The following is a 23,959-nucleotide window of genomic DNA, read 5'->3' on the forward strand; positions in this document are numbered from 1 at the left end:
CACCGCAGACCACCAATGAAGAGAAGCAATGGCTGACTCGGTTTTTGCAGGCACGATCGTTCTTCCCGACCGCGTGATCGACAATGGTTACGTTCTGGTCGGCGATGGCAAGGTTCAGGCGGTCGGCTCCGGTGCGATGCCCGCCGGCGAACGGCACGGCGGTGCAGGCTTTCTCGTGCTGCCCGGCGCCATCGATGCGCAGGTGCACAGCCGCAGCCAGCTTGGACAGGAAGACTTCATCTGGTCGACGCGTAGCGCGGCCGCCGGCGGCGTCACCACGATTGTCGACATGCCCTACGACGACAATTGTCTGATCGCGACGGCGGAGCGTTTTCGCACCAAGGTCAAGGAAGCGGGCGCGCAAGCACGTGTCGACTTTGCGCTCTATGCCACGGTCGATCCGGTCGAGGGGGCCGCGCGGGTGGACGAACTGGTCGATGCGGGTGCCGCGGCATTCAAGTTCTCGACGTTCGGCACGCATCCGACGCGCTTTCCGCGGATTTCGCCGCAAATGCTGTACGCGTGTTTCGGCAAGGTCGGAAAGCGCGGCCTGGTCGCCGGCATTCACAACGAGAACGACGAGATGGTGCGCGCCTTCATGGCCGAGGTCGAGGCCAGCGGGATCACCGACTACACCGCGCACGGCCTGTCGCGGCCTCCGGTGACGGAGGCGCTCGCGACTGCGGAGGTCTATGAGCTTGGTGCCGCAGCCGGCTGTCCCGTACACATTGTGCATTGCTCGATCGGGCGCGGATACGAGCTTGCCGCAGCCTATCGTTCGCAGGGGCATGGTGCGACGATCGAGGCGTGCGTTCACTATCTGACGCTCGATGAAGAGAACGATGTCCGTCGCCTCGGCGGCAAGGCCAAGATCAATCCGCCGCTGCGCCCCCGCAAGGAGGTCGACGCGCTCTGGCATCATCTCGCCGCCGGGAACGTCACGATCGTCTCAACCGACCATGTCAGCTGGTCGGAAGACCGCAAGACCGATCCGAACATGTTGAAGAACGCATCGGGAATTCCCGGGCTTGAAGCGCTCTACGGCCTGCTCCTGAAGGGGCTCGACGAGCGCGGTCTGCCGTTGACACATGCCGCGCGCCTGCTCGCGCTCAATCCGGCGGCATTGTTCCGGATCACTCACGTCAAGGGAGCGCTGGAGATCGGTCGCGATGCCGACATCGTGTTGATGCGGCGTGATCCCTACCGCTACAGCGCAGCGGCCAGCGGCAACAATTTCGTGTCGTGGAGCCCTTACGAAGGGATCGAGCTGCCGTTCCGCGTCATCGAGACCTATGTTCGGGGCGAATGCGTCGCGGCCAACGGGGACGTGCTTGCCGGACCGGGCACCGGCCGGTTCATCAGCCCCTTGCGTCCGCATTGACTGGCGGGTCCGTGACGAAATCCAATCTTCCGCTTGATGCCGGGCGCCTGTGGTCCGACATCATGGCGCTTGCAGACATCACCGATCCGGCTCGGCCGTATACGCGCAGGTCATTCACGACCCGGTTCCTCGAAGGCCGCAGCTGGCTTGCGCGACGTTTTGCCGAGGCCGGATTGACGACCCGGATCGATACCGCCGGCAATCTGATCGGTCGGATTGAAGGCCGCAACCCGGCACTCGGTGTCATCGCGGTGGGCTCGCACAGCGATACCGTACCGTCAGGCGGTCGCTTCGACGGCATCGCGGGCGTGGCGACCGGCCTGGAAATCGCCCGCGCATTGCGCGATTCCGGCGCGCGCCTGGACCACTCGCTCGAGATCATCGATTTCCTGGCCGAAGAGCCCAGCGAATACGGCCTGTCCTGTGTCGGCAGCCGCGGCATGACGGGTTCGCTTGACGACAGGATGCTCGATCTGGTCGAGCCGGGCGGTGAGAAGCTTCGCGACGCCCTGCGGCGGGTCGGCGGCGACCCTGACCGGCTCCCCGGGGCGCGACGGAGCGACATCCTCGCCTTCCTCGAACTGCATATCGAGCAGGGCATTGTGCTCGAATCGCAATCGTTGGACATCGGCGTGGTGTCGTCGATCGTCGGCATCCGCCGTCTCGAGATCATCTTCGAGGGCGAGGCCGACCACGCGGGAACAACGCCGCTCCAATTGCGTCACGATGCGCTGGTGGCGGCCGCCAGCACGGTCAGCGCCGTTCGCCGTATCGCCGAACAACTCGACAGCGAAGGCTTGGGCTATTTCATTGCCACGATCGGCATTCTCGGGGTCGAGCCGTCGGCATCGAACATCGTGCCCGGCCGCTGCACTATTGTCGTCGATGCGCGTACCACCAATCCGGCGCTGACCAAGCGTTTCGTCGCGGCGCTCGATCACGAGAGCGAAGCGGCCGCGACAGCGGCGCGGGTTCGGCGCAGCGCGTTTACCACGCTTTCGGACGGCCCACCGGTTGCGTGCGATCCGGGATTGCAGGCGTTGCTGCGTGACGCCGCGCGAGATCTTGGCCTCGCTCAGACCGATCTTCCGAGCGGCGCGGGCCATGATGCGGCCTTCATGAGCCGGATTTGTCGCTCGGCGATGGTGTTTGTGCCGTGCCGGGCGGGAAAAAGTCATGCGCCGGAAGAGTGGGCGGATCAGGACGCTGTCGCTGCGGGCGCCGCGGTGATCCTTCAGGCGGTCAAGGCGCTCGATCAGTCCCTGCAACGGCGCTGATCGGCCCCGTCCTGGTCAGCGGCCTGGGATTCCGACAATCTTCGTCGCAAGATATTGACAAGGCCGCGTTCCGGCTCGCTCAAGGTCCGCTCTCCGGAATAGATCACGTAGAGACGCCGCGCGATCGTGGGCTCTATGATCGGATGAGCGACGAGATCGCCGCTCTCGATCTCCCGCGCCACCGCCGAGGCGGGGAGCACCGTGCAGACGGGCAGGCGCGCCAGTAGCGACACCGCCATCGGCAGCGCGTCGATCTCCATGACCGGCTGGATCTTCAGGTCGCGTTCGACGGCCGCGTTCTCCAGCAGCTGGCGCAAGCCGAAGCGGTTGGTCGGGAGCGCCAGCTTGAGCCGGATCAGGTCGGCAAGTCGAACGGGGCCGCCAGGCAGCAGCCGGTGCGATCTGTGCGCGATCGCGGCGAGGCCTTCCGACGAGCCGAGCGGCAGTCGCGGCATGTGCGGCAGCGCCGTCTCGACCACCGCGACCCCGACAAGACCGCGGATCACCCAGTCCTGCAAGGTGCCGTTGGGGGCCTCCTGGAACACCAGCTTGAGGGCCGGATAACGCGCCCGGATTTCGACGGCGGCGTCCGCAATGCGATTGACCAGGAAGCCGTGCTGGTTGACCGACGGCAGGATGCCGACCACGATGCGCCGTCCCTGTGCTAGCGTTGCACTGTGATCGCTTGCCGACAGGCGACGGGAGCCGGCTTCGATCATGGTTGCGAAGCGTGCAAAGCGATCGCCCTTCGTGGTGGGCACGACGCCGTCGCCCTTGCGTTCGAACAAGGCTCCACCGACCGACTTCTCGAGCTTGTGCAGTTGCTCGCTGAGGGCAGGCTGGCTGATGTTGGCGCCCCGCGCCGCGGCGGAGACCCGGCGCACTCGGTGAATCAGGTTGAAATAGTGGATCTGGCGAAGGCTGATGACCGGCCGTTCCGGGCGTCCCGGCCGTTCAGCCGCGAGCGCGCGCTTCAGGTGACGGACAAACAGGTTTGTCATGGGGTTCGGTTCGGCAGACCGGGCAACGAGTTCCATGGTCAATCCGTGTTCGGGATCGACCAGAACGACGTTGGAGAGCCCGAGCCGCGGCGACATCAGGCTGCGCGGCACGAACAGGGCGGCATCGGCATAGTCGTCGAGGGTGCGTGGCAGATCGCCCGGATGATCGTTGAGAAAGCGGACCCCCGTGATCTTGTGCCGGCTGAAATAGCGATCGGCCTGCTCGACCAGCGGAGCGGCGAGCATGGGAACGACGATCCGGCCGGACAGCAGTTCGGCAGCGCCAGGCGCCTTGCGCGTGCTGGCGGGCAGTCGAAGCGCAAAGACCCACGGGTCGGACAGCACCACGATTTCGTGCCTCGTCTTACGCTGGGCGGCGTCGCTCAACGCTATCGTGACCTGGCTGCGGTCGAGCCCGCTCCAGTCGTCGGCGATCGTCGTGACGTGCGGAAAATCCCTTTCGTCCTTCCATTGCGGGTCGACGAAGGTATCCGGCCGCTCGACCGCCATCCTGTCGATCGCAAGACGAAGGGCCTTGCTGACCCCGCCGATCGTGAACGTCAGATGGACATTGACAACGAGATGCCGGAGCCTCGTTTCGGCGGACGCAGCGACATGACGACGCGCGAACGTTTCGGCGACCAGCAGCGGCTCGGCGGCGCGCATCAGCGTCCGAGCCGCTTCGGTCGGATAGAGCGTGTTGTTTGAGCGCCTGAACAAGGTGACGCCAAGCTCCTCGCCAAGCGCCTTCAGCGTCGTGCTCAGCGTGGAGACGGCGATGTCGAGTTCGTCGGCTGCGCGTGCAAAGCTGGTCGCCCTGCAGCTCGTCACGAAATAGGCAAGGGTGCGCAGCTCAACCATCGGGCCTCATGTCGCGGCAGCATAACTGCCCGGTTGGTCGGCGTCACCGGCTTTCGCTTTTCCCTATGTGCTGGTTTGATCGATAGACCGATGGACGCTGCGGTGTCCACCGATATGATCGACGCCGGGAATATCGTCCACGTCGGGCGCTGGAGCGAGATGGAATTGCACGCACAGGACAAGGTGCAGCCTGCGGGAGCCGCTTCCAGGCAGTCCATGCGCGCGTTTTTGTCCATGCTCGCCGAAACAGGCGACCTGGTCCGCATCGAGGAAGCCGTCAATCTCGACTATGACGTCGCGGCCTGCCTTGCCGAGGCCGATGGAGGCCCGGCCTTGCAGTTTCAGGACGTCAAAGGCTCCGCGGCCGCGGCTTTGCCGATTGTCGGCAATCTGCTCAATTCCCTGCCACGCTTTGCGCTTGGAATGGGCAGCACGACGGGGGAGATGCAAGCTGCGCTGATCGCCGCGATCGAGCAGCCGTTGCCGCATCGAATCATCTCTACGGCTCCTTGCCAGGAGCAGATCATTTCCATGCCGTCGTTGCTCGACGAACTACCAGTTCCGCGCTTCTTCGAGAAGGAAGCCGGACCTTACATCACGGCGGGCGCGATCGTCGCCAGGGACCGGGTGAGCGGGCAGACCAATCTGTCGATCGCGCGCTTGATGCCGCTCGGAGCCAACCGGGCGTTTGTCGGCATCGCACCCAATCATCATCTTGCCCTCCTTGCGCGCGCGGCACTCGCTCGCGGCGAGAAACTCGATATTGCCGTATGTATCGGCAACCACCCGGCAGTGCTGATCGCGGCATGTCTCTACCTCGGTTTCGGCGACGACGAGCTTCCGATTGCAGGCGCTTTGCTCGGAGAGCCGCTGGAGGTGGTCCGTTGTACGCAATCCGATCTCCTTGTGCCGGCGCATTGCGAGTGTGTGCTGGAAGGAACGCTGGATGCCGGCGAGCCCTTTGTCGAGGGTGCGGTCAGCGAATTCCATGGCATGTACGAAAACTACGGGGCCGGTATCGTCGCGACGTTTACGCGGCTGACGCGCCGGCAAGACGCGCTCTTTCAGGTCATCCTGCCGGGTTATCATCCCGAGCATTGCCTGCTCGGCGGGGTCGCGATCGCGGCAGGACTGCATCGTGTGGTACGCAACGCCGTGCCGTCGGTGCGCGAGGTCGCGGTTGGCGTGGGCGGCGCCGGTCGCCTGCATGCCGTGGTGGCGTTGAGCGCGCCGCGCCCGGGCGAGGCGCGCAAGGCGATGTTCGCGGTCTGGGCGGCCGTCAACCTGATCAAGCAGGTGATCGTCGTCGACGACGACGTCGATCCCTGGAATCCGCTTGAGGTGGAACGAGCCTGCGCGACGCGCTCGCGGCCGGATCGCGATCATGTCGTGATAGCGGGTGTCCGCGCGGATCGCTCCGAACCGCTCGAACGAGGCGGAACCATTACCAAGCTCGGCGTCGATGCAACGCGCCGGGAAGAAGACCGCGACGATTGGGATCCGGCGCGACCACCAGCCGCGGCGCTGGCGAGCGCCCGGGATATCCTCCGCCGGCACAAGCTCATCTAGGGACGGCAACGAACAACCTTCATTTTCGCGGAGAAAGCCATGTTGATACGGAACCGCAGGCTGTCAGCGCTAGCTGCAGGTAGCTTGTCCAGTCTCGCCGGCCTCGTCGTCCTTGCGACTTTCGCCGCGTCCCCTGCGCGAGCCGACGTCAAGATCGGATTCCAGGCGCCGTTGACCGGTCCTGCGGCGACCGACGGCAAATCGGCGCAGATAGCCGCCGGGATGGCGGTCGAGGATATCAATGCCGCCGGAGGGGTGCTCGGGCAGAAGGTGCAACTCGTTACGTATGACGACCAGGCCAAGTCCGACCAGGCCATCTTCACGGCAAACAAGCTGATCGGCGAGGACGGCGTCAAGCTCGTGGTGAACGGCAGCTATTCGGCATCCGGACGCGCCGCGGCGCCCGTGTTCCAGAAGGCCGGCGTCGTGATGATCGCCGCCTATGGCGTGCATCCCGATATCACGCGTGCGGGCGACTACATGTTCCGCCTCGTGCATCTTGGACCGCCGCAGGGTGCCGCCACCGCGCTCTATATCGGCAAGACTCTGGGGCTCAAGAAGATCTCCACCATCACCATGGACAACGACTATGGGCAGGCGACGATGGATGGTTTCATCGAGGCCGCCCCCAAATACGGCGTCGAGGTCGTCAACAAATACAGCTATTCGCTGAAGGATCGCCAGTTCGGTTCGATCGTGGCGAGCGTCAAGCGCGACAATCCGGACGGCGTCTACGCGACCGGCTATTTCTTTACGGGAGGCCCGCTGGTGGCGCAGCTTCGCGCAGCCGGGATAACCGTCCCGATCATCGGCTCGCAGGCCTTCGATTCCGAGAAGTTCATCGAGATCGCAGGGCCCGCGGCGGAGGGCACCTATATCATCGACAGCTTCGATCGTGACCGCAAGGACGAAGCGCTGCAGAAATTCTTCACCGAGTTCAAGCAGCGCGCCGGCTACGCGCCGGAGGGGGTCGCCGCAATCACCTACTCGGCGGTGCGGCTGATGGCCGACGGCATCAAGCGTGCGAACAGCGCTGAGCCCGACAAGGTGCGCGACGCGCTGGCAGCGACCAAGGACTTCCCGCTGCTCGAAGGCAACATGAACGGCTTCAACAGCCTGCACGAGATGATCATGCCGATTCAGGTCAATGAGATCAAAGGCGGCAAGTTCACGCCCGCCGGCAGCATCACCGATCTGAACGCGTTCGCGCCGCCAGAGAAGTGACGAAGGCGGGAGTGTGGCCTCGGGGCTCGCGCTCCCACCAGGAGGACCAATCCGGTGTATTACATCGATCTGGCCGTGACCGGCGTCAGCTTCGGCTGCATGTACGCCATGATGTCGGTCGGCCTGACCCTCGTCTACGGCCTGCTGCGCATTCTGCACGTGGCCCACGCGGCAGTGTTCGCGCTGGGTGCCTATGTCGTCGTCCTCGTGGCCAACGCGACCGGCAGCATCGCGCTTGGTTTTCTCGCCGCTGTCATCGTCACGCCGCTGTTCGGAATTGCGATTTATCGTCTGCTGTACGAGCCGCTGCTGCGGTATCGCCCCGACGTTCCGATGATCGCCTCGGTCGGACTCCTGGTGCTGATGCAGGACGCGTTCCGCATCATGTTCGGGGAGCAGGGCGTGACCTTTCGTCAGAATGCGCTCTCCTTCACCACGTTCGATTTCCACGGTGTCACGATCAGCGCCGTGCAGATCGCGCTCATCGTGACGGCCGCGGTCGTTTTTGCGGGATTGCACCTGTTTACCACCCGGACCCGTACCGGCCTCGGCTGGCGTGCGACGGTGTCGAGGCCGAAGATCGCGGCGAGCTTCGGCGTCGACCCCGTCAAGGTTCGCTATCTCAATTTCGCGATCGGTTCGGCGCTTGCCGCCGTAGCCGGCGGGCTGGTCGCCCTGCTCAACAACCTCGTCGATCCCTCGATCGGCTTCGTCGTCAGCTACAAGGCGCTGGCCATCATCGTGCTGGGAGGGCTCGGCAGTGTGCGCGGGACGCTGGTGGCCAGCCTCGTGCTCGGCCTTGTCGAAGCCTATGGCACGATCTTCATCGGCGCCTGGCTCGATCGGGACGCAATCGCGTTTCTCGCGCTCATCGTCCTGCTGATGATCCGCCCGCAAGGTTTCACGGGGGCGCGCACGGCATGAGCGCCTACACGATCAGCATCGTCTCGATCATCGGCATCAACGTGATCCTGGCCGTCAGCCTCAACATGATCAGCGGCTTTTGTGGCCAGATCAGCCTTGGTCACGGAGCGTTCTTTGGGGCCGGCGCCTATGCGGCGGCGTTGGCCATGGTCGCGACCGCGAGCGTGCCGCTGGCGCTGCTCGCGGGCGTCGTCGCCGGTAGCGTGCTCGGCATCCTGGTCGGTTTTGCCTCGCTGCGGGTGCGGAGCGATTTCCTCGCCGTCTCGACGATCGGGGTCAATTTTCTGTTCGTCGGTTTTGTTCGAAAGCAGTCGTGGCTTGGCGGCGAGATGGGCATCAGCGGCATTCCGCCGACAGGGTTCGGCGCGTCCGGCAACATGATCATGATTCTGCTTCTGGCCTGCGCCACTGTCGTCTTCAGCCTGTATGTCAGTCGCTCCTGGATGGGGTTTGCGTTCCGCGCCGTCGGGGAGGATGAGCAGGCCGCTGCGACGCTCGGGATCGGCGCCGGCGCATACAAGCTGGCGGCGTTCGGGATCGGGACTGCGCTCGCCGGTCTCGCCGGAGCGCTCTACGCGTTCTTCACCCAGTTCATCACGGTCGACGCTTTCGACTTCATCCTCTCCGTCATGCTCATGGCCATGGTCGTGATCGGGGGCATAGGCTCGACCTGGGGCGTCGTCGCCGCCGCGGTCGGGCTGACGCTGCTGCCGGAGGCCATCCGCTTCGTCAACGACTATCGGCTGCTGGTTTTCGGTGGGATGCTCGTGCTGGTGATCCGGTTGGCGCCCGGTGGTCTTGCAGCGCTGGTCCACAATCTGTTCGCTCGGACGAGGAAGGCATGAGCGCGGTCCTCGAACTCGACGATGTCGCGATCCGGTTCGGAGGGGTGCAGGCCGTGGGTGGCGTCACGCGCACCGTCGACGCCGGCGATTTCGTCGGCCTGATCGGACCGAATGGCGCCGGCAAGACGACGCTCATTCGCATCATCGCCGGACTGTTGCGGCCGGATCGCGGCAAGGTGATGCTGGGCGGTTCCGATGTGACAGGCGAGTCGACGTCGGCGCGCGTTCGTGCCGGTCTCGCGCTGACCCACCAGATCGTCCGTCCGTTCCGCGAGATGACCGTGCTCGACAACGTCATTCTTGCCGCCGGCATCGGCTATACGTCCGGACCGCTGCGCGCGCTTCTGCACGTCAGCAGGCGACGGGAAGCCGAGCGGGCCATGGAAATCCTCGGCTCGGTCGGATTGACCGGCACCGAGCGCAGGCTGGCGGGCGAGCTTCCGCTCGGCCAGCTCAAACGGCTCGAACTGGCACGGGCCCTTGCCGTCGACCCCAAGATCGTGCTGCTCGACGAGCCGCTCGCAGGTCTCAACCATGCGGAGGCATCGAGACAGGTGGAGACGATCATGGAGGTCCATCGGCGCGGCATCACGGTGGTCCTCGTCGAGCACAATCTCGAGGAAGTCATGCGGGTTTGCCGCCGCCTGATCGTGCTGAACAACGGTGTGGTGATCGGCGACGGCGATCCATGGGAGGTCATGGCCAACCCGGCCGTCCAGGAAGCCTATGTCGGAAGTGGAATGATGGCGCATGCTGAAGCTTGATCACTTGAGCTGTGGCTATGGCGCCGTGGAAGCGGTTCGGGACGTGACCCTTGACGTGCCGGCCGGATCGATCTTCGCGCTACTCGGACCGAATGGTGCCGGCAAGACGTCGACAATCATGGCGGTCATGGGTCATGTCGATATTCACGGCGGCCGGATCCTGCTCGACGGCAAGGACATTACGCGGCGCCGCGCCGTCGATCGGGTCGATCTCGGTATCGCCGTGGTGCCCGAAGGGCGGCAGCTGTTCTCGGATCTGACAGTGGATGAGAACCTTACGGTTGGCGGCTATGCGCATCCGCACATGCGTGACGCGGCCAAGCGCGAGCGCGTATTCTCCTATTTCCCCCGGCTGGCCGAGCGGCGGTCGCAACTGTCGGGATCGCTGTCGGGTGGTGAACAGCAGATGCTGGCGATTGGTCGGGCCTTGATGGCCGAACCGCGGCTTCTGCTGGTCGACGAGTTGTCGCTCGGCCTGATGCCGAAGATGGTCGATCTGTGCCTGGGCGCGCTGATGCAGCTCAAGCGCGACGGTATCACCATCGTCCTGGTCGAGCAGAACACGGAACGCGCTCTCGACGTTGCAGACAATGTCTGCGTGATGTCGTCGGGTGTCCAGATCTACCAGGGCACCGGGAGCGAAGCGAAGGCGGCGGGTTCGCTGTTTGCAACGTTCCTCGGCATGAACCAGCCAGGCCGATCATAGGCAGTCGAAGGTGCGCAACAGGGAAGAGACATGGCACGGATGCTGACAGGGGATGACGTCGAGGCGGGGCTTGTTGGCGGGTTGTTCCTGTCGGCGGGCGGCAGTGGTCGCAACGCCGTTGCAAAGAACCGCGGGCTCGGCCAGATGGCGCTCGACTATGGCGGCGTGCGGTTGGTTGGTATCGACGAACTGGACCCGGACGCGACTGTCATCACGGCGACCGCGGTCGGCGCGCCCGGCTTTGCCAACTGGGCAATCCGGCCGCGCGACAGCATCAATGCAGCGAGGCGCCTGATCGAGAGATTTGAAAGGCCGCCGGTCGGCGTGATCTGCGGTCACGTGCCCGGGTTCAATGCCTGGCTTGTTGCTGCCGCACTTGGGCTCGATTATGTCGACGCCGCCTCGAACGGGCGCGGTCATCCGACGGTGAAGATGGGCGGCATGGGGCTTGCGTCGCGGCTCGATCTTTCGATCACCCAGGTCGGCTGCAGCGGCAGCAAGGCGGAGAACAACGAATTTGCCGTCGTCGTCGACGGAGACATCGTGCGCACCTCGAATCTGATGCGGCAGGCGGCGGTGATCAATGGCGGCCTGATTTACGCTGCGCGGGGACCACTGAGCGCCGGTTACATCAGGGAGAACGGCGCGCCGGGCGCCATCACCTTCCAGCTCGATCTTGGACGAGCCATGCTGGCGGCAAGCGGCGCCGATCGCATCCGCGCCACGGTCGAATTTCTCGACGGCGAGCTTCTGGTCGAGGGTGAAGTCACCGAAAACACGGTTGCCTATGGTGGCGGCTTCGATCTCGGCCAGATGAAGGTCCGGGGCACCCGCGGTGAAGCCGTGCTTGGCGTTTATAACGAGTTCATGACCGCGGATGTCGAAGGCCAGCGTGTCGCGACCTTCCCGGACATGATCGGGACACTCGATCCAGAGACCGGCGACGTGATCTCGATCTCGGAATCGAAACCGGGCACGCATGTTGCGGTCATCATCGCCCACCGTTCCAAGTTCCCGGTCGGGAAGGGTGCCCTCGACCCCGCGGTGTTTCCCGAAGTCGAAAAGGCCATGGGTGTCGATATGCGTTCATATCTCTGAGCGGGAGAACGAACATGCTGCGTCTTTACGACAGCCGTCTGTCCGGAAATGCCTGGAAGGTCCGCATCCTGCTCACGCAGCTCGGTCTCCCATTCGAGCGCGTCACGCTCGATCTCGCCAAGGGGGCGACCGCCGATCCGGCGTTCCGCGCCAAGAGCCGCTTCGCGCGCGTGCCGGTGCTTGAACTCGATGACGGCCGCACCATCGTCGAGTCGGCTGCCATCATGCTGTATCTCGCGGAGGGGACCCGTTTCCTGCCGGATGACCGCTTTCTGCGCGCGGAGGTGACGAGCTGGCTCACCTTCGAACAGGCGGACCTGCTGCGGGCGCTGGCACTCCCGCGCTTCTATCGCATGCGCGGCGTCGCCGATCAGATGGCAAGCCGTATCGCCGACTTTCAGGAAGGCGCTTATCCGGCGCTGGCGAAGGCCGACGCCTGGCTCTCGGGCCACGACTGGCTCGTGGACGATCGCTACACCATCGCGGATATCGGCCTGTTCGGCTACGTATCGATGGCGCATCAAGGCGGCTACGAGATGGAACGATTCCGGTCGATCGCCGCATGGCTTGCGCGTGTGAAGGCGCAGCCTGGCTGGGTGCCGTTGGTCGAGGAGGCAGACGCATGAACATCCCTGTGCGCCGTGGCAAGGACGTCAAGGCCGGGCGCGGCACCGCGCTGCGCTGCAAAGGCTGGCGGCAGGAGGCGATCCTGCGCATGCTGGAGAACAACCTGGAGAATGGCGAGGCTCCCGACAATCTCGTGATCTATATGTCGATTGCCCGCGCAGCGCGCGACTGGAAGAGCTTTGACCGCATCGTTGCGACGCTCACGACCATGCGCGAGGATCAGACCCTCGTCATGCAATCGGGCAAGCCGATCGGGGTGTTCCCGGGGCAGGCGACGACGCCGCTCGTGATCATGGCAAATGGCAATATTGTCGGCGACTGGAGCGGCGAGGAGAGCCGGCGCAAGCTCGACGACATGGGCTTGACGGTCTACCCCGGCATGACCGCCGCTGCGTGGCAGTATATCGGCAGCCAAGGCATCCTGCAGGGCACGTACGAGACCTTCATGTCCGTCGGCCGGCAGCATTTTGGCGGCACGCTGGCCGGTCGGCTGCTGCTGACATCGGGTTGCGGAGGAATGAGCGGTGCGCAGCCGCTGGCCGGAAAACTCGCCGGCGCCTCGACGCTCGTGGTCGAGGTCGATCAGGTGCGGATCGACCGGCGTATCGCCAGCGGCTATTGCGATGCGACGACGGACGATCTCGACGATGCGATTGCACGCTGGCTTGCAGCGCGAGACGCGCGACAGCCTTTGGCACTGGCGCTGTGCGCGAACTCGGCGGCGGTGCTGCCGGAACTGGCGCGGCGCGGCATCGTCCCTGACGTCGTGACGGACCAGACCTATCCGGATCCCTTGAAGGGATACGTCCCTGCGGAATTGTCGGTCGCGCAGGCGCGCGCGATGCGGCAGGAGGATCCGGCGAAATTGATGGCCCTGGCGCGACAGTCGGTCGCCACCCATCTTCGCGCAATCCTCGGTTTCATGGATCGGGGAGCGATCGCATTCGAGTATGGCAACAGCCTGCGCGCCGAGGCCAGGGCGGCGGGCGTCGAGGATGCGTTCCGGATGCGATCCTTCGTCGATCTCTATATCCGACCGCTGTTCTGCCAGGGGATGGGTCCGTTTCGCTGGATCGCGCTGTCGGGTGATCCGCAGGACATCTATACGGTCGACGACATGATCCTGGACACATTCTCGTCCAACCACCCGATCTCATCCTGGATCAGGTTGGCGCGTGAACATGTGAAGTTTACCGGCTTGCCGGCCCGGATCGGCTGGCTTGGCTATGGCGAGCGCAGCCGGCTCGCGCTGCTGGTCAACGAGGCCGTTGCCAACGGCAAGATCTCGGCGCCAATCGCGTTCACCCGCGATCATCTCGATTCCGGCTCGGCAGCGCTGCCGCATCGCGAAACTGAAAACATGAAGGATGGGTCCGATGCGATCGCCGATTGGCCCATTCTCAATGCGCTCTTGAACTGCTCCAGTGGTGCCGATCTCGTCGCCATCCACGGGCTGGGCGGCCGGGGCGTCAGCGCCGGGCTCACCATTGTCGCGGACGGAAATCCCGATACCGCCGAGCGATTGAAGCGTGTGCTCGACGGCGATCCGGGTATTGGTGTGTTGCGTCATGCAGACGCCGGGTATGATATCGCCATCGAGCAGGCCGGCCGGTTCGGCCTGTCGGAGACCATACCGCCGGGTCTGTCGGAGTAAGAGCGGGGAGTCACGCCCGATGAGCGCACCGGTGCCTGCCCAGAGACGGCTCATCGTCGGCATTTCCGGCGCGTCGGGTGTTGTCTACGGGCTGCGAACACTTCAGCTGCTCCGCAACGCCGGGATCGAAACACATCTGGTGATGTCGAAGACCGCCGAAGTGACCTTCGCGCACGAAACGGCGGTGAAGATCGCCGACGTCAGGGCTGCCGCTCACACCGTCCATCGCATCGACGACATGGCTGCCTCGATTGCCAGTGGCGGGTTTCGTACCACTGGCATGATCGTCGCGCCGTGCTCGATCCGCTCGATGTCGGAAATCGCAACCGGCGTGACCTCGACACTGTTGACGCGAGCGGCGGATGTCACGCTCAAGGAACGACGGCGGCTGGTGCTGATGGTCCGGGAAACGCCGCTGCATGCCGGCCACCTCCGGTCGATGGCGGCACTGTCGGACATGGGCGCGATCGTCGCGCCGCCGGTCCCGGCGTTCTATGCCAAACCACGCTCGATCGAGGAGATGGTGGACCAGACGGTGGGACGGATGCTGGACCTGTTCGACATCGATATCGGCGTGGTCCGCCGATGGGGCGAAGATCGGAATTCCTGATGGACCGGTTCAACCTCGGCAGCCATTCGCGAAAGATCTCGACGGCGTCACCCGACGCGCAGCGCTGGTTCGACGCTGGCTTGAACTGGTGCTTCGCCTTCAACAAGTCGGAGGGCGTCAAGTGCTTCAGGAAGGCCCTCGAGTTCGATCCCGATTGCGTCATGGCGCATTGGGGCATCGCCTATGGCAGTGGACCCTTTTACAATCTGACCTGGCGCGACCTCGGAGAACCGGAAGCGGTCGCCGCCACCGGTACGACGTTCGCCCATATCCAGAAAGCTCGCGAGCTCGCGCATGGCGCAACCGAGCTTGAAAATGGCCTCGTTGAAGCACAGGCCTGCCGCATCCAGAGGCCGCACCCGGTGGTGCCCGAGGAGTATGATCGCTGGGACGATGCCTATGCGGCGGAGATGCGCAGGATCCACCGGCGACATTCCGATGACGGCGATGTCGCAGCATTGTTCGTGGAGGCGTTGATTACGCGCACCCCGCGACGCCTGTGGGATGTCCGAACCGGCTCACCCGCGCCGAACTCGGACGTCATGGAAGCACTTGATGTTTGCGAGCGTTGCATCGAACAGGCCGTGCGGGCAGGCGCTCCAAGGCATCCGGCGCTTCTGCACCTGCATATCCACATCCTTGAAATGTCGAATGAACCGGAGCGGGCGATGGCCTCGGCAGGGGCGCTCGGCTCGCTATGCCCAGACGCCGGACATCTCAATCACATGCCGGCGCATGTCTACATGCTCGTCGGGGACTATGAGCGGGCCAGGCTGACCAGCGAGAAGGCGATCGCGGCCAACGACAAATTCCTGGCCTATGCGGGACCGTTGACACCGTACACGACGGGATGTGCGCACGATCTCCTCCTCATGATGCACGCCTGCATGTTCATGGGCAGGTACGGTGATGCGATCGCAACGGCGGACAAGCTTCGCGGCATGATCACAAGGGAGGTTTTGAGTGTTGCAGGCCGTCCGAAGTTTTCGACGAGCCTCGAGGGGTATCATTCGATGAGAATGCACGTGCTGGTGCGGTTCGGGCGCTGGCAAGACATCATCGACGAACCGCCGCCCGACGACCCCGACCTCTATCCCGTTTCGACGGCCATGCATCACTACGGGAAGGCGGTTGCTCATGCGACGCTGAAACGATTTCCGGAGGCAGAGGCCGAACGTCGTTCCTTCCATCAGTCTCTTGCACGCATTCCGCCGCACCGGAAGGTCTTCAACAACAGTGCGCTGAGCATCCTGGGGGTCGCCGAGAAGATGCTGGACGGCGAGTTGAATTATCACCAGGGAAACTATGAGCTGGCCTTCGCAAATCTTCGCGAGGCCGTCGATCGGGACGATAACCTGGAGTATGTCGAGCCCTGGGCGTGGATGCATCCGCCCCGGCACGCGCTTGCGGCCCTGTTGGCCGAGCAATGCAATTTCGCGGAAGCCGAGCAAATCTATCGGGACGATTTGGGCTTGAGCGGGAAAATTCAACGTTGCGCGCAACACCCCGATAATATTTGGGCGCTTCGTGGCCTGGCCGAATGCCTCGAATACCGCAACGAGACGATCGAACTGGCGTCGATCTCGGCGAAATTGCAGGTCGCGACGGCGCTGGCAGACATCCCGATCGATTCATCCTGCATGTGCCGAACCACTGTCAGACCCCTCGGGACGAACCATTGCTGCCATTGAGGCATCCGCCTTCGCAACATGCCGTTGCGTCCAACAGTGCGGCCTGCGCTATGGGGGTCAAGACAGGATTGCAGGCAACTGAACCGCTGCGCCGGCCGCAACCGTGCCGTTGCGCACCAGCGCGATCGCTTGCTGCAGGTCCGGGTAGAAGTGTCTGTCGTCATCGAGATGGGCGATGTCCTTGCGCACCACCGCGCGCACCCGTTCGAGAGCCGGGCTGGAGGTGAGTGGTGCATGGAAATCGCACCCTTGGGCGGCTGCCAGCAACTCTATCCCGATCACCGCGACCGCGTTCTCTACCATCGGCAGAAGACGCCGGGCGCCGTGTGCGGCCATCGAGACATGATCCTCCTGATTGGCAGACGTGGGGATCGAATCGACGCTTGCCGGATAGGCGCGCTGCTTGTTCTCCGATACGAGCGCCGCCGCCGTCACCTGCGGAACCATGAAGCCGGAATTGAGTCCTGGCTTAGGGGTCAGGAATGCGGGCATCCCCGACAGAGCGGGATCGATCAGCATGGCGAGACGCCGCTCGGCGAGGGAGCCGATCTCGCAGATCGCCAATGCGATCATGTCGGCGGCAAATGCCACAGGCTCGCCGTGGAAGTTGCCTCCGGAAAGTGCTTCGCCATCGTCGAAGATCACCGGGTTGTCGGTGACGGCATTGGCTTCAGTTGCGATTGTGAAGGCGGCCTGCCGAAGCAGGTCCAGGACCGCGCCCATCACCTGGGGCTGGCAGCGCAGGCAATACGGATCCTGGACGCGTTCGTCACCAACAAGATGGGATGCACGGATCGCCGATCCCGCCATGAGCGCGCGCAGCGCGTCGGCCGTCTCGATCTGGCCGCGGTGTCCGCGCAGCATATGGATGCGCCGGTCGAAAGGTGTGTCTGAACCCCTGGCGGCATCGGTGGAAAGCGCGCCGGTGACGAGCGCACCATGGAACAGGTTTTCAGCCTCTACCAGCGCGGCAAGCGTGATGGCGGTCGAGAATTGCGTTCCGTTCAGCAATGCCAGCCCTTCTTTCGGACCGAACGTCAGCGGCGTGAGCCCGGCGTTGGCAAGTGCGGTCGCGGCCGGGACTCGTACCCCCGCGACAAAGATTTCACCAACGCCGATCATTGCCGCGGCCAGGTGTGACAAAGGTGCAAGGTCACCAGAGGCACCTACCGAGCCCTGCGAAGGGATCATTGGGGTCAACCCGCTCGCGAGAAGCGCCTCGAGCATCACCAGGGTCGCCGGCCTTACTCCGGATGCGCCCTGGGCAAGGCTGGCGAGCTTGAGAGCCATCAGCAGGCGGGTTGTTTCGATCGAAATGGGATCGCCGACACCCGCTGCATGTGAAAGCACGAGATTCCGCTGCAGCTGTTCCAGGTCATCGACGTCGATCTGTACCCGCGCAAGCTTTCCGAACCCCGTGTTGATCCCGTAAACGGGCGCACCTCTTGCGACGATGGCCTCCACCGCGGCGGCGCTGCGCTCGACGACAGGCAGACAGGCAGGATCGAGGCGAACGCCGGCTCCCCGATAAATGCTCCGCCATTCGGGGAGGGTGACTTGTCCAGGCCGCAGGCGGATGTCGTGCAATTTGTGACTCCATGCGGGCGTCGCGGCGCCATGCTTCTCCTCGAAGCGACCCGAGCGCATTGGTACCGTAAACTAACGCGTACGAAGGGCGGTCAGAGCCAAGCATCGCGGAGAGCAGCATGACGTGCCGGCAGCCCAGTCCCGCCTCGCCGGCAAGGGAACCGAGGAGCCGCCAATCAAGCGCGGTTCACTTTTACAGGATAGCGCATCAACGTGGCCTTCGGAAGTCGCTGATGATCCGCGAGGCCATTCGAAGAACTTCGAGCTCAGTCCGAAGGTTCAGGCGCCGTGAATTCGCCGCGAGCGTTCCTCGAAGACGGCAGCCTCGCTCTCCGGCAGCCGCTCCAATCGAACCGTCACGTGCTTGTGGTACGGTGTCGCCGCGATCGGATCGCAATTGCCGCTGTCGGTCAGGGCATTGACGCGGGGACCGTTGCTGAGCCGTTCGCCGTCGCGGGTCGGATAGCTCTGGCCGTAGCCATGCGGCAGCGCGAGCTGGCCCTGGCGCAGGCTGTCATCTGTCTTGCAACGGACCACGACCCTGCCGCCGGCCGGCGACCGCACGGCGATCCAATCGCCGTCGCTCGCCCCGAGTTCCTTGAGGTCGCGCGTACTGATCAGAAGTGCTCCATCGGGATCTTCACGCCGCCAGGCCGGATCGCGGAAGATCTGATTGGCGTTGAACATGCGCCGCTGGCCGGCGGCGAGCACGAAGGGATAATCGTTGGGCGTCCGTGTCGCCGCGGGATCGAGTCTGCCGAGCCATTCGAGCAGCGGTGTAATGGCAAGATGCACCTTGCGGTCGGGATGGCTGACCAGCGACCACACGTCCTCGTAGCTGTGCTCGGTGATGGCAGCGCCGCTGCGCGTGCCGACGATGGCATCGAACAATGCGCCGCCAAGATCGGCATCCGCCACGCTGCCATCAGGCCCGAGTGCGCGCCGCACCGCATCGGGCGAGCGCCTGGCGCAGGCCTGCGCCGCCTGCCAGAGGGGCGCCGCGGCAGCGGTTCCGTCGGGCAGGGTTGCCCCCAGCGTATGATAGAGCACAAGCGCGCCGACCGCGGAGCTCTGCGGATTGGCGCCCATGAAGGCGCGAAGTGCCTGCGCGAACGCGGGCCGTGAATGGAAGGCGGCTTCGCGGAGCGGCGCCAATGCGTTGTCGCCGGGCAGGAGCCCGAGCGCGCGGGCGAGCCGCGTATAGATTTCCGGCTCGGGCAGAGTGCCTTGCAGCGACGGCACTACGCCTGCGCGGACATGGAAGAAGTTCTTCGGGAATTCGAAATTGAACAGCGTGAATTCGGTCTTCTCGTACTGCGAAGAGGCCGGCAGCACGTAATGGGCGAGCCGGGCCGTCTCGGTCATGGCCACATCGACGACGACACAGAGGTCGAGCGCGGCAAGCGCCTTTTCCACTTCCGCGGTATTGGCGGCGGTGTTGGCCGGGTTCGAGCTGTCGATCCAGACCGCACGCAGGCGGTCAGGGTGATCGTTCAGCACCGCCTGCGGCAAGATGTTGGGTGGGAGCAACCCGCCGATCACTTCCGTACCGGTGGCCGAAAACTGCTGGTTCGGCGAGTTGCCCCAAAGCGGCATCAGCCAGCTATGAAGCTGGTTTGTGCCTGGCCTGCCGAAGCTGCCGGTCAGCATGATCAGCAGCTTTTCGAGATAGGAATTGAGGGTGGAGTTGACGCCCTGCTGAATGCCGAGTTCGACGCGGACCGTCATCGCCCTGGCCTCAGAGATCATGTCGGCGCATCGCTCGATCTGTTCGAGCGAAATGTCCGCCGCCGCGGCCCATTGCGCGACGGGAATGCGCAGCAGAGCCTCCGTCACTTCGGACAGCCCCATGGTGCGTTCCGTCAGAAAGTCATGATCCAGCGCATCACGGCGCACGAGAGTGGCGAGGATCGCACCCAGCAGGAAGGCATCCGCACCGGGCCGCACGGCGAGATGCAGGTCGGCCATCTCGGCGGTCTCGGTACGGCGCGGATCGATCACGATCAGCTTGCGGGCAGGGTCCTTCCTGATCTGGTTCAGATGGTCGCGCGCATTGGGGAAGCCGTGAGCGATCCAGGGATTGGCGCCGATCACGAAGAGGAGGTCGCAGTGATGCACGTCCTCTGCCGTGTGGCAGGTCTGGCTGCCGAACAGATGGCCGTTGACCCAGAAGTCGCCGGTCTTCTCCTGTGACAGCGCGTTGAACACGTGGCGCGAGCCGAGTGCCCGCAGGAAGCCGGTCGCATAGGCGCCGCCGGCATGATTGCCCTGACCGCCGCCACCATAAAGGGCGATACTCTTGCCGCCGTGGCGGTCGACGACATCCCGCAGCCGCGCGGCGATCTCGGCAATCGCAGTATCCCAGTCGATGGCGTCAAAGCCGCCATCAGGGCGCCGCCGCAATGGTGTGGTCAACCGGTCGCGATGATGAGCATAGAAGGGAATCCGTGCCGCCTTGTTGCAGAGATAGCCCCGCGATTTTGGATTGTCGCGGTCGCCGCGCACCTTGACGATGCGATCCTCCTCGACGAGGACCTCGACCCCGCAATTGACGTAGCAGATGTTGCAAGCGGTTTTCTTCCATCCTGCGTTCGACATCGCACCTTCCTCCCGGACCGGATGGCGATGATATTATATGATAAGCATAATAAAACAACTCGGAACCGGCCCTGGGGATGTTGAGCGCCTGCGCGCATGTCATCGATCCCGACAGGGGCATTCTTCGGGCCGACGCGGTCGGCCTCGGGACGCACGACGGCTGTATCCCACTGTTATGAGGCAAGTTCCGCTTCTGGCTGCCCGATGCGGGCGATGGCGATACTCTGTCCGCTGTTCAACGCGATTGCGAAATTGTAATCAGGTCGGGATTCGCAGAGATATCTGCATTCTCAAAAACGACGATGGATATTTCGTGGGAACGAAAAAGAAAGCCCGTGCCGCCACTGGCTCGACAAAGAAAAGCAGGGGGGGAGCCCGATCTGCCGTCTCCACGTCCTCACCCCTCGGCATGTTGGCGCTTCATCTTCTCGAACAATGGAGGAAGTCGGGACGCGACGGCATCGCCTTCCTTGCCGAGGATGAGAACAGGGCGGAGCGGCTTGGGAGCGTCCTTCACTCGCTCGCTTCTTCGGTTGACGTGCTGGTCTTTCCCAGACTGAACACGTTGCCGTTCGATGGATTGGAGCCATCCCGGGAGATTGCCGGCAGACGGTCTTCGGTGCTGCGGCGTCTCGCCAGGGCAAAGAGGCCCGCCTTGCTGGTTTCGACGGCGGAGGCGATCATGGATCGGCTGCCCGTGCCCGCGAGTTGGGGGCGCATCGGCATAAATCTGAAGGTCGGCGCGACATACGCCGAGCGGGATATTCAGAGCCGGCTGGAGGCCGCGGGATACGATCTGGACGAAGAGGCGGAATACCCGGGCACGGCTCTCTTTCACGGCAAGACCTTTGAGATTTTTCCTGCCGGTGCGCTTGGTCCGTACCGGATCGAGCATTCCGGTGACGCGATCCGCAGAATCGTCGCCGTCGATCCGAATGAGCATGACGTCATCTCCGAAGTCAAAGAGCTGCTGATCGACCCGATGTCCGAGCAACTCGCCTTGGGCGGCAAGCGGGGAAGTCGGGCGGCTTTGCCGGACTATTGCGGTCGCGCGCAATGGATCGCGGACGCTGGAGTTCCGGACCATGCCGGCAACTGGCTAAGGACGATCGAGGAAGCGGCCGGTCGCAGGGACCCGGAACGGGAGTATCTGGGCCGAGGAGACTGGCGAAGACTGACAAGGCGCATGAGCGTGCTGCCCAGGAAGGCAGCGTACACGGCTACGCCGGACTTCTCGAAGGAACCGTCGCCGAGGAGGACCCTTCGCGCATTCGTCGCCGACACGCAGCGCGCCGGATCGCGGCTGCTCTTCGTCGCGGCGGTGGAGGACGACTTGCGCGCGATGGAACGCTTGAGCGGGCTGAAGACAGAGCGCTACGCCGACTTCGATGAGGCGACGGGAGCGCGAGATCGCGGGGGCGCTCTGTTGGCCGATTTCGACGCCGGCTTTGTTGTCTCCGGTCGGAAACCCGTTGTGGTCGTTACGGCCTCCGATGTGCTCGGCAGCAGAGCTCATCACCCCCAGCCGATGGCTCGGGCCTGGACCGCGGCATTCGACCACCCGGATGTTCCGGAACAGGGGGCAGTGGTCATCCATCTCCAGCGTGGATTGGCTTTGCTGGACGGTTTGCAGACCCTCGACGTGGCCAAAGGGGCAGTCCGCGAGATGATCAGGCTCAAGTTTGCGGGTGACGATGCCGTTCTCGTTCCGCCTGCCGACCTCGCCCTCATCTGGCCTTATGCTGCGGAGCCCGGGAAGCTCACCCTGGACAAGGCGGACGGAAGCAGCTGGTGGGGTCGACGAGGGGAGGCGGAGCGGGAAATCCAGACCGCCGCCAAAGAGCTTGCCAGGCATATTGCGCAGCGCCGTCGCCGCCGTGCCCCCAAGCTGGTCGCTCCGGGGCCGGCCTACGAAAGGTTCGTCGCGCGATTTCCGTATTTCGCAACGGTCGACCAGGCGCGCGCGGTCCGTGACGTCCTGGATGATCTCGGGGCCGGCCATCCCATGGATCGGGTCGTCTGTGGTGACGTTGGCTTTGGCAAGACGGAGGTCGCCTTGCGGGCAGCCGCGGCGGTCGCGCTGTCCGGCAAGCAGGTCGCCATCGCGGTGCCGACGACCGTTTTGGCAAGGCAGCATGTCGCGAATTTTGCCAAGCGGTTTGGTTCGCTCGGAATCGAAGTGGGAAGCCTGTCGCGGGTTGCATCGGCTGCGCAGGCGAGGGAAGTCAAGGAGGGGCTGCGGCGGGGAAAACTCAAGGTCGTCATCGGCACGCAGGCTCTGGCATCGAACGATGTCAAGTTCGCCGACCTTGGGCTCGTCATTGTCGACGAGGAGCAGCACTTCGGCGCAGCCGAGAAGGCGAAACTCTCGGCTCTGGCCAAGGGTGTCCACACGCTTTGGATGAGTGCCACGCCGATACCGCGAACCTTGGCGGCGGGTCTTGCAGGCTTCAGGGATCTCAGCCTCATCGCGACACCGCCGGTTCATCGGCTTCCGGTCGTGACCAAGGTCGCGCCGCTGTCAGACGGCGCAATCATCGCGGCATTGCTGCGCGAGCAGAGGCGTCACGGGCAGAGCTTTCTGATCTGCCCGCGCATTCAGGATCTGGACCCGATGTTGGCGCGGGTTCAGGCGGCGGCTCCGGATCTCCGCATCGTCTGCCTTCACGGCAGATTGCCGGCAGACGAGATCGACGACCGAATGATGACCTTCGTCGAAGGCGAGGCGGACGTCCTCCTGGCCACCAACATCGTGGAGAGTGGACTCGACATCCCCCGGGCGAACACCATCGTGGTGTGCTGGCCGGAAAAATTCGGCCTGGCGCAACTTCATCAGCTGAGAGGCCGTGTCGGGCGAGGCGGAATACGAGCCTTCGCGTATCTCCTGACCGAAGCGAAGTCGGAGCATTCCGAAAGGCGCCTGGCTGTTTTGGAGGAGTTCAGCAGACCGGGCGCGGGCTTCGCGATCAGCGAGCGGGATCTCGATCTCAGAGGTGCAGGAGACCTCTTCTCGGAGCGGCAGTCGGGCCATGTGCAGGTTTTCGGACCGGTGCTTTACAGCCACCTGCTGAAGCTGGCTTCAGAGAAGACGACCGACGGGGCCGCCGATCTGTGGGTGCCAGACCTGAATCTGCCGGTCGCGGACAAGCTGCCCACGGATTACGTGCAGTCGCTTGCGGTTCGGCTGGAGTTGTATGGCCGTGTCGCGAGATGTCGCAGCGAGGACGACCTCGAGGAATTGGAGGACGAAACCGCGCGGCGTTTCGGCAGGCCGCCGCCGGCGGCGCGCGATTTCTTCGCTGCGGCGCGGCTCAGGTTCGATTGCAAGCGGCGAGGCATCATCAGGCTCGACGTTGGGCCGGAGGCTGTTGCGGCGACATTCTTGCCGGGCCGGCTGCGCAAGTTCAAATCGAGATCGGTCGAGCGCGACGGCGATCGCGTGCTCTACGCCGACAAGGGAAGCGAGAAGACATTCGAGCGGGTCCAGGGGTTCCTGGAGATTTTGGACGGGTAGAGCCGGGCCGGCGGCTTCGGGTGCCGCG

18 protein-coding genes are annotated in these 23,959 nt (G+C 64.2%); 14 read left to right on the forward strand and 4 right to left on the reverse strand.

Annotated features, from left to right (window positions below; genetic code table 11):
* Positions 1 to 28 precede the first annotated feature (28 nt).
* Both JQ586_RS04900 and JQ586_RS04905 read left to right on the forward strand, forming a co-directional pair.
* Entirely contained in the window at positions 29 to 1,381 is a 1,353-nt protein-coding gene (locus tag JQ586_RS04900) for a dihydroorotase family protein (RefSeq protein WP_212393353.1), read from the forward strand.
* Positions 1,382 to 1,392: 11 nt separating this feature from the next.
* Positions 1,393 to 2,658 carry a Zn-dependent hydrolase gene (locus JQ586_RS04905; RefSeq protein ID WP_312016935.1) on the forward strand — a complete coding sequence of 422 codons (1,266 nt, stop codon included), beginning with the start codon at positions 1,393 to 1,395 and terminating at the stop codon, positions 2,656 to 2,658.
* On the opposite strand, the gene JQ586_RS04910 is transcribed toward JQ586_RS04905, so the two are convergent.
* Complete coding sequence (locus JQ586_RS04910) at positions 2,637 to 4,520, reverse strand: LysR family transcriptional regulator (RefSeq protein WP_212393355.1); 1,884 nt, start codon at positions 4,518 to 4,520, stop codon at positions 2,637 to 2,639. The genes JQ586_RS04905 and JQ586_RS04910 overlap by 22 nt on opposite strands.
* 102 nt (positions 4,521 to 4,622) lie before the next feature.
* On the opposite strand from JQ586_RS04910, the gene JQ586_RS04915 reads away from it, so the two are divergent.
* The 11 genes from JQ586_RS04915 to JQ586_RS04965 all read left to right on the forward strand — a co-directional run bounded on the left by JQ586_RS04915 (position 4,623) and on the right by JQ586_RS04965 (position 16,232).
* Complete coding sequence (locus JQ586_RS04915) at positions 4,623 to 6,089, forward strand: UbiD family decarboxylase (RefSeq protein ID WP_212393356.1); 1,467 nt, start codon at positions 4,623 to 4,625, stop codon at positions 6,087 to 6,089.
* A gap of 84 nt (positions 6,090 to 6,173) precedes the next feature.
* A complete protein-coding gene (locus JQ586_RS04920; protein ID WP_212393357.1) occupies positions 6,174 to 7,313 on the forward strand; it encodes an ABC transporter substrate-binding protein in 1,140 nt (379 codons plus the stop codon).
* Positions 7,314 to 7,367: 54 nt separating this feature from the next.
* Positions 7,368 to 8,237 carry a branched-chain amino acid ABC transporter permease gene (locus tag JQ586_RS04925; RefSeq protein WP_212393358.1) on the forward strand — a complete coding sequence of 290 codons (870 nt, stop codon included), beginning with the start codon at positions 7,368 to 7,370 and terminating at the stop codon, positions 8,235 to 8,237.
* Complete coding sequence (locus tag JQ586_RS04930) at positions 8,234 to 9,082, forward strand: branched-chain amino acid ABC transporter permease (RefSeq protein WP_212393359.1); 849 nt, start codon at positions 8,234 to 8,236, stop codon at positions 9,080 to 9,082. The genes JQ586_RS04925 and JQ586_RS04930 overlap by 4 nt, the downstream gene beginning before the upstream one ends.
* Positions 9,079 to 9,846 (forward strand): ABC transporter ATP-binding protein, encoded by a 768-nt coding sequence (locus JQ586_RS04935; protein ID WP_212393360.1) that lies wholly within the window; start codon positions 9,079 to 9,081, stop codon positions 9,844 to 9,846. Before JQ586_RS04930 ends, JQ586_RS04935 begins: the two co-directional genes overlap by 4 nt.
* Positions 9,833 to 10,552 (forward strand): ABC transporter ATP-binding protein, encoded by a 720-nt coding sequence (locus JQ586_RS04940; RefSeq protein ID WP_212393361.1) that lies wholly within the window; start codon positions 9,833 to 9,835, stop codon positions 10,550 to 10,552. The genes JQ586_RS04935 and JQ586_RS04940 overlap by 14 nt, the downstream gene beginning before the upstream one ends.
* A gap of 30 nt (positions 10,553 to 10,582) precedes the next feature.
* Positions 10,583 to 11,650, forward strand: coding sequence for a DUF917 family protein (locus JQ586_RS04945; protein WP_212393362.1), 1,068 nt, complete (start codon positions 10,583 to 10,585; stop codon positions 11,648 to 11,650).
* A gap of 14 nt (positions 11,651 to 11,664) precedes the next feature.
* Positions 11,665 to 12,276, forward strand: coding sequence for a glutathione S-transferase family protein (locus tag JQ586_RS04950; RefSeq protein WP_212393363.1), 612 nt, complete (start codon positions 11,665 to 11,667; stop codon positions 12,274 to 12,276).
* Entirely contained in the window at positions 12,273 to 13,931 is a 1,659-nt protein-coding gene (locus JQ586_RS04955; RefSeq protein WP_212393364.1) for a urocanate hydratase, read from the forward strand. The genes JQ586_RS04950 and JQ586_RS04955 overlap by 4 nt, the downstream gene beginning before the upstream one ends.
* A gap of 19 nt (positions 13,932 to 13,950) precedes the next feature.
* Positions 13,951 to 14,541, forward strand: a complete 591-nt coding sequence (locus JQ586_RS04960) for a UbiX family flavin prenyltransferase (protein ID WP_212393365.1) — start codon at positions 13,951 to 13,953, stop codon at positions 14,539 to 14,541.
* Between the two features lie 161 nt (positions 14,542 to 14,702).
* Positions 14,703 to 16,232, forward strand: a complete 1,530-nt coding sequence (locus JQ586_RS04965) for a hypothetical protein (protein ID WP_312016927.1) — start codon at positions 14,703 to 14,705, stop codon at positions 16,230 to 16,232.
* Between the two features lie 57 nt (positions 16,233 to 16,289).
* On the opposite strand, the gene hutH is transcribed toward JQ586_RS04965, so the two are convergent.
* The 3 genes from hutH to JQ586_RS40365 all read right to left on the reverse strand — a co-directional run bounded on the left by hutH (position 16,290) and on the right by JQ586_RS40365 (position 21,101).
* Positions 16,290 to 17,819: a histidine ammonia-lyase gene (gene hutH / locus JQ586_RS04970; RefSeq protein ID WP_212393367.1), complete on the reverse strand. Its 1,530-nt coding sequence runs from the start codon at positions 17,817 to 17,819 to the stop codon at positions 16,290 to 16,292.
* 279 nt (positions 17,820 to 18,098) lie between these two features.
* Entirely contained in the window at positions 18,099 to 20,417 is a 2,319-nt protein-coding gene (locus JQ586_RS04975) for a molybdopterin-dependent oxidoreductase (protein ID WP_212393368.1), read from the reverse strand.
* Positions 20,418 to 20,930: 513 nt separating this feature from the next.
* Complete coding sequence (locus tag JQ586_RS40365) at positions 20,931 to 21,101, reverse strand: hypothetical protein (RefSeq protein WP_249147276.1); 171 nt, start codon at positions 21,099 to 21,101, stop codon at positions 20,931 to 20,933.
* Here JQ586_RS40365 and JQ586_RS04980 point away from each other — a divergent pair.
* Positions 21,100 to 23,931 carry a DEAD/DEAH box helicase gene (locus JQ586_RS04980; RefSeq protein ID WP_249147278.1) on the forward strand — a complete coding sequence of 944 codons (2,832 nt, stop codon included), beginning with the start codon at positions 21,100 to 21,102 and terminating at the stop codon, positions 23,929 to 23,931. The genes JQ586_RS40365 and JQ586_RS04980 overlap by 2 nt on opposite strands.
* Positions 23,932 to 23,959 lie beyond the last annotated feature (28 nt).

Origin of the sequence: Bradyrhizobium jicamae (assembly GCF_018130215.1) — a bacterium.
Taxonomy (GTDB): domain Bacteria; phylum Pseudomonadota; class Alphaproteobacteria; order Rhizobiales; family Xanthobacteraceae; genus Bradyrhizobium; species Bradyrhizobium jicamae_A.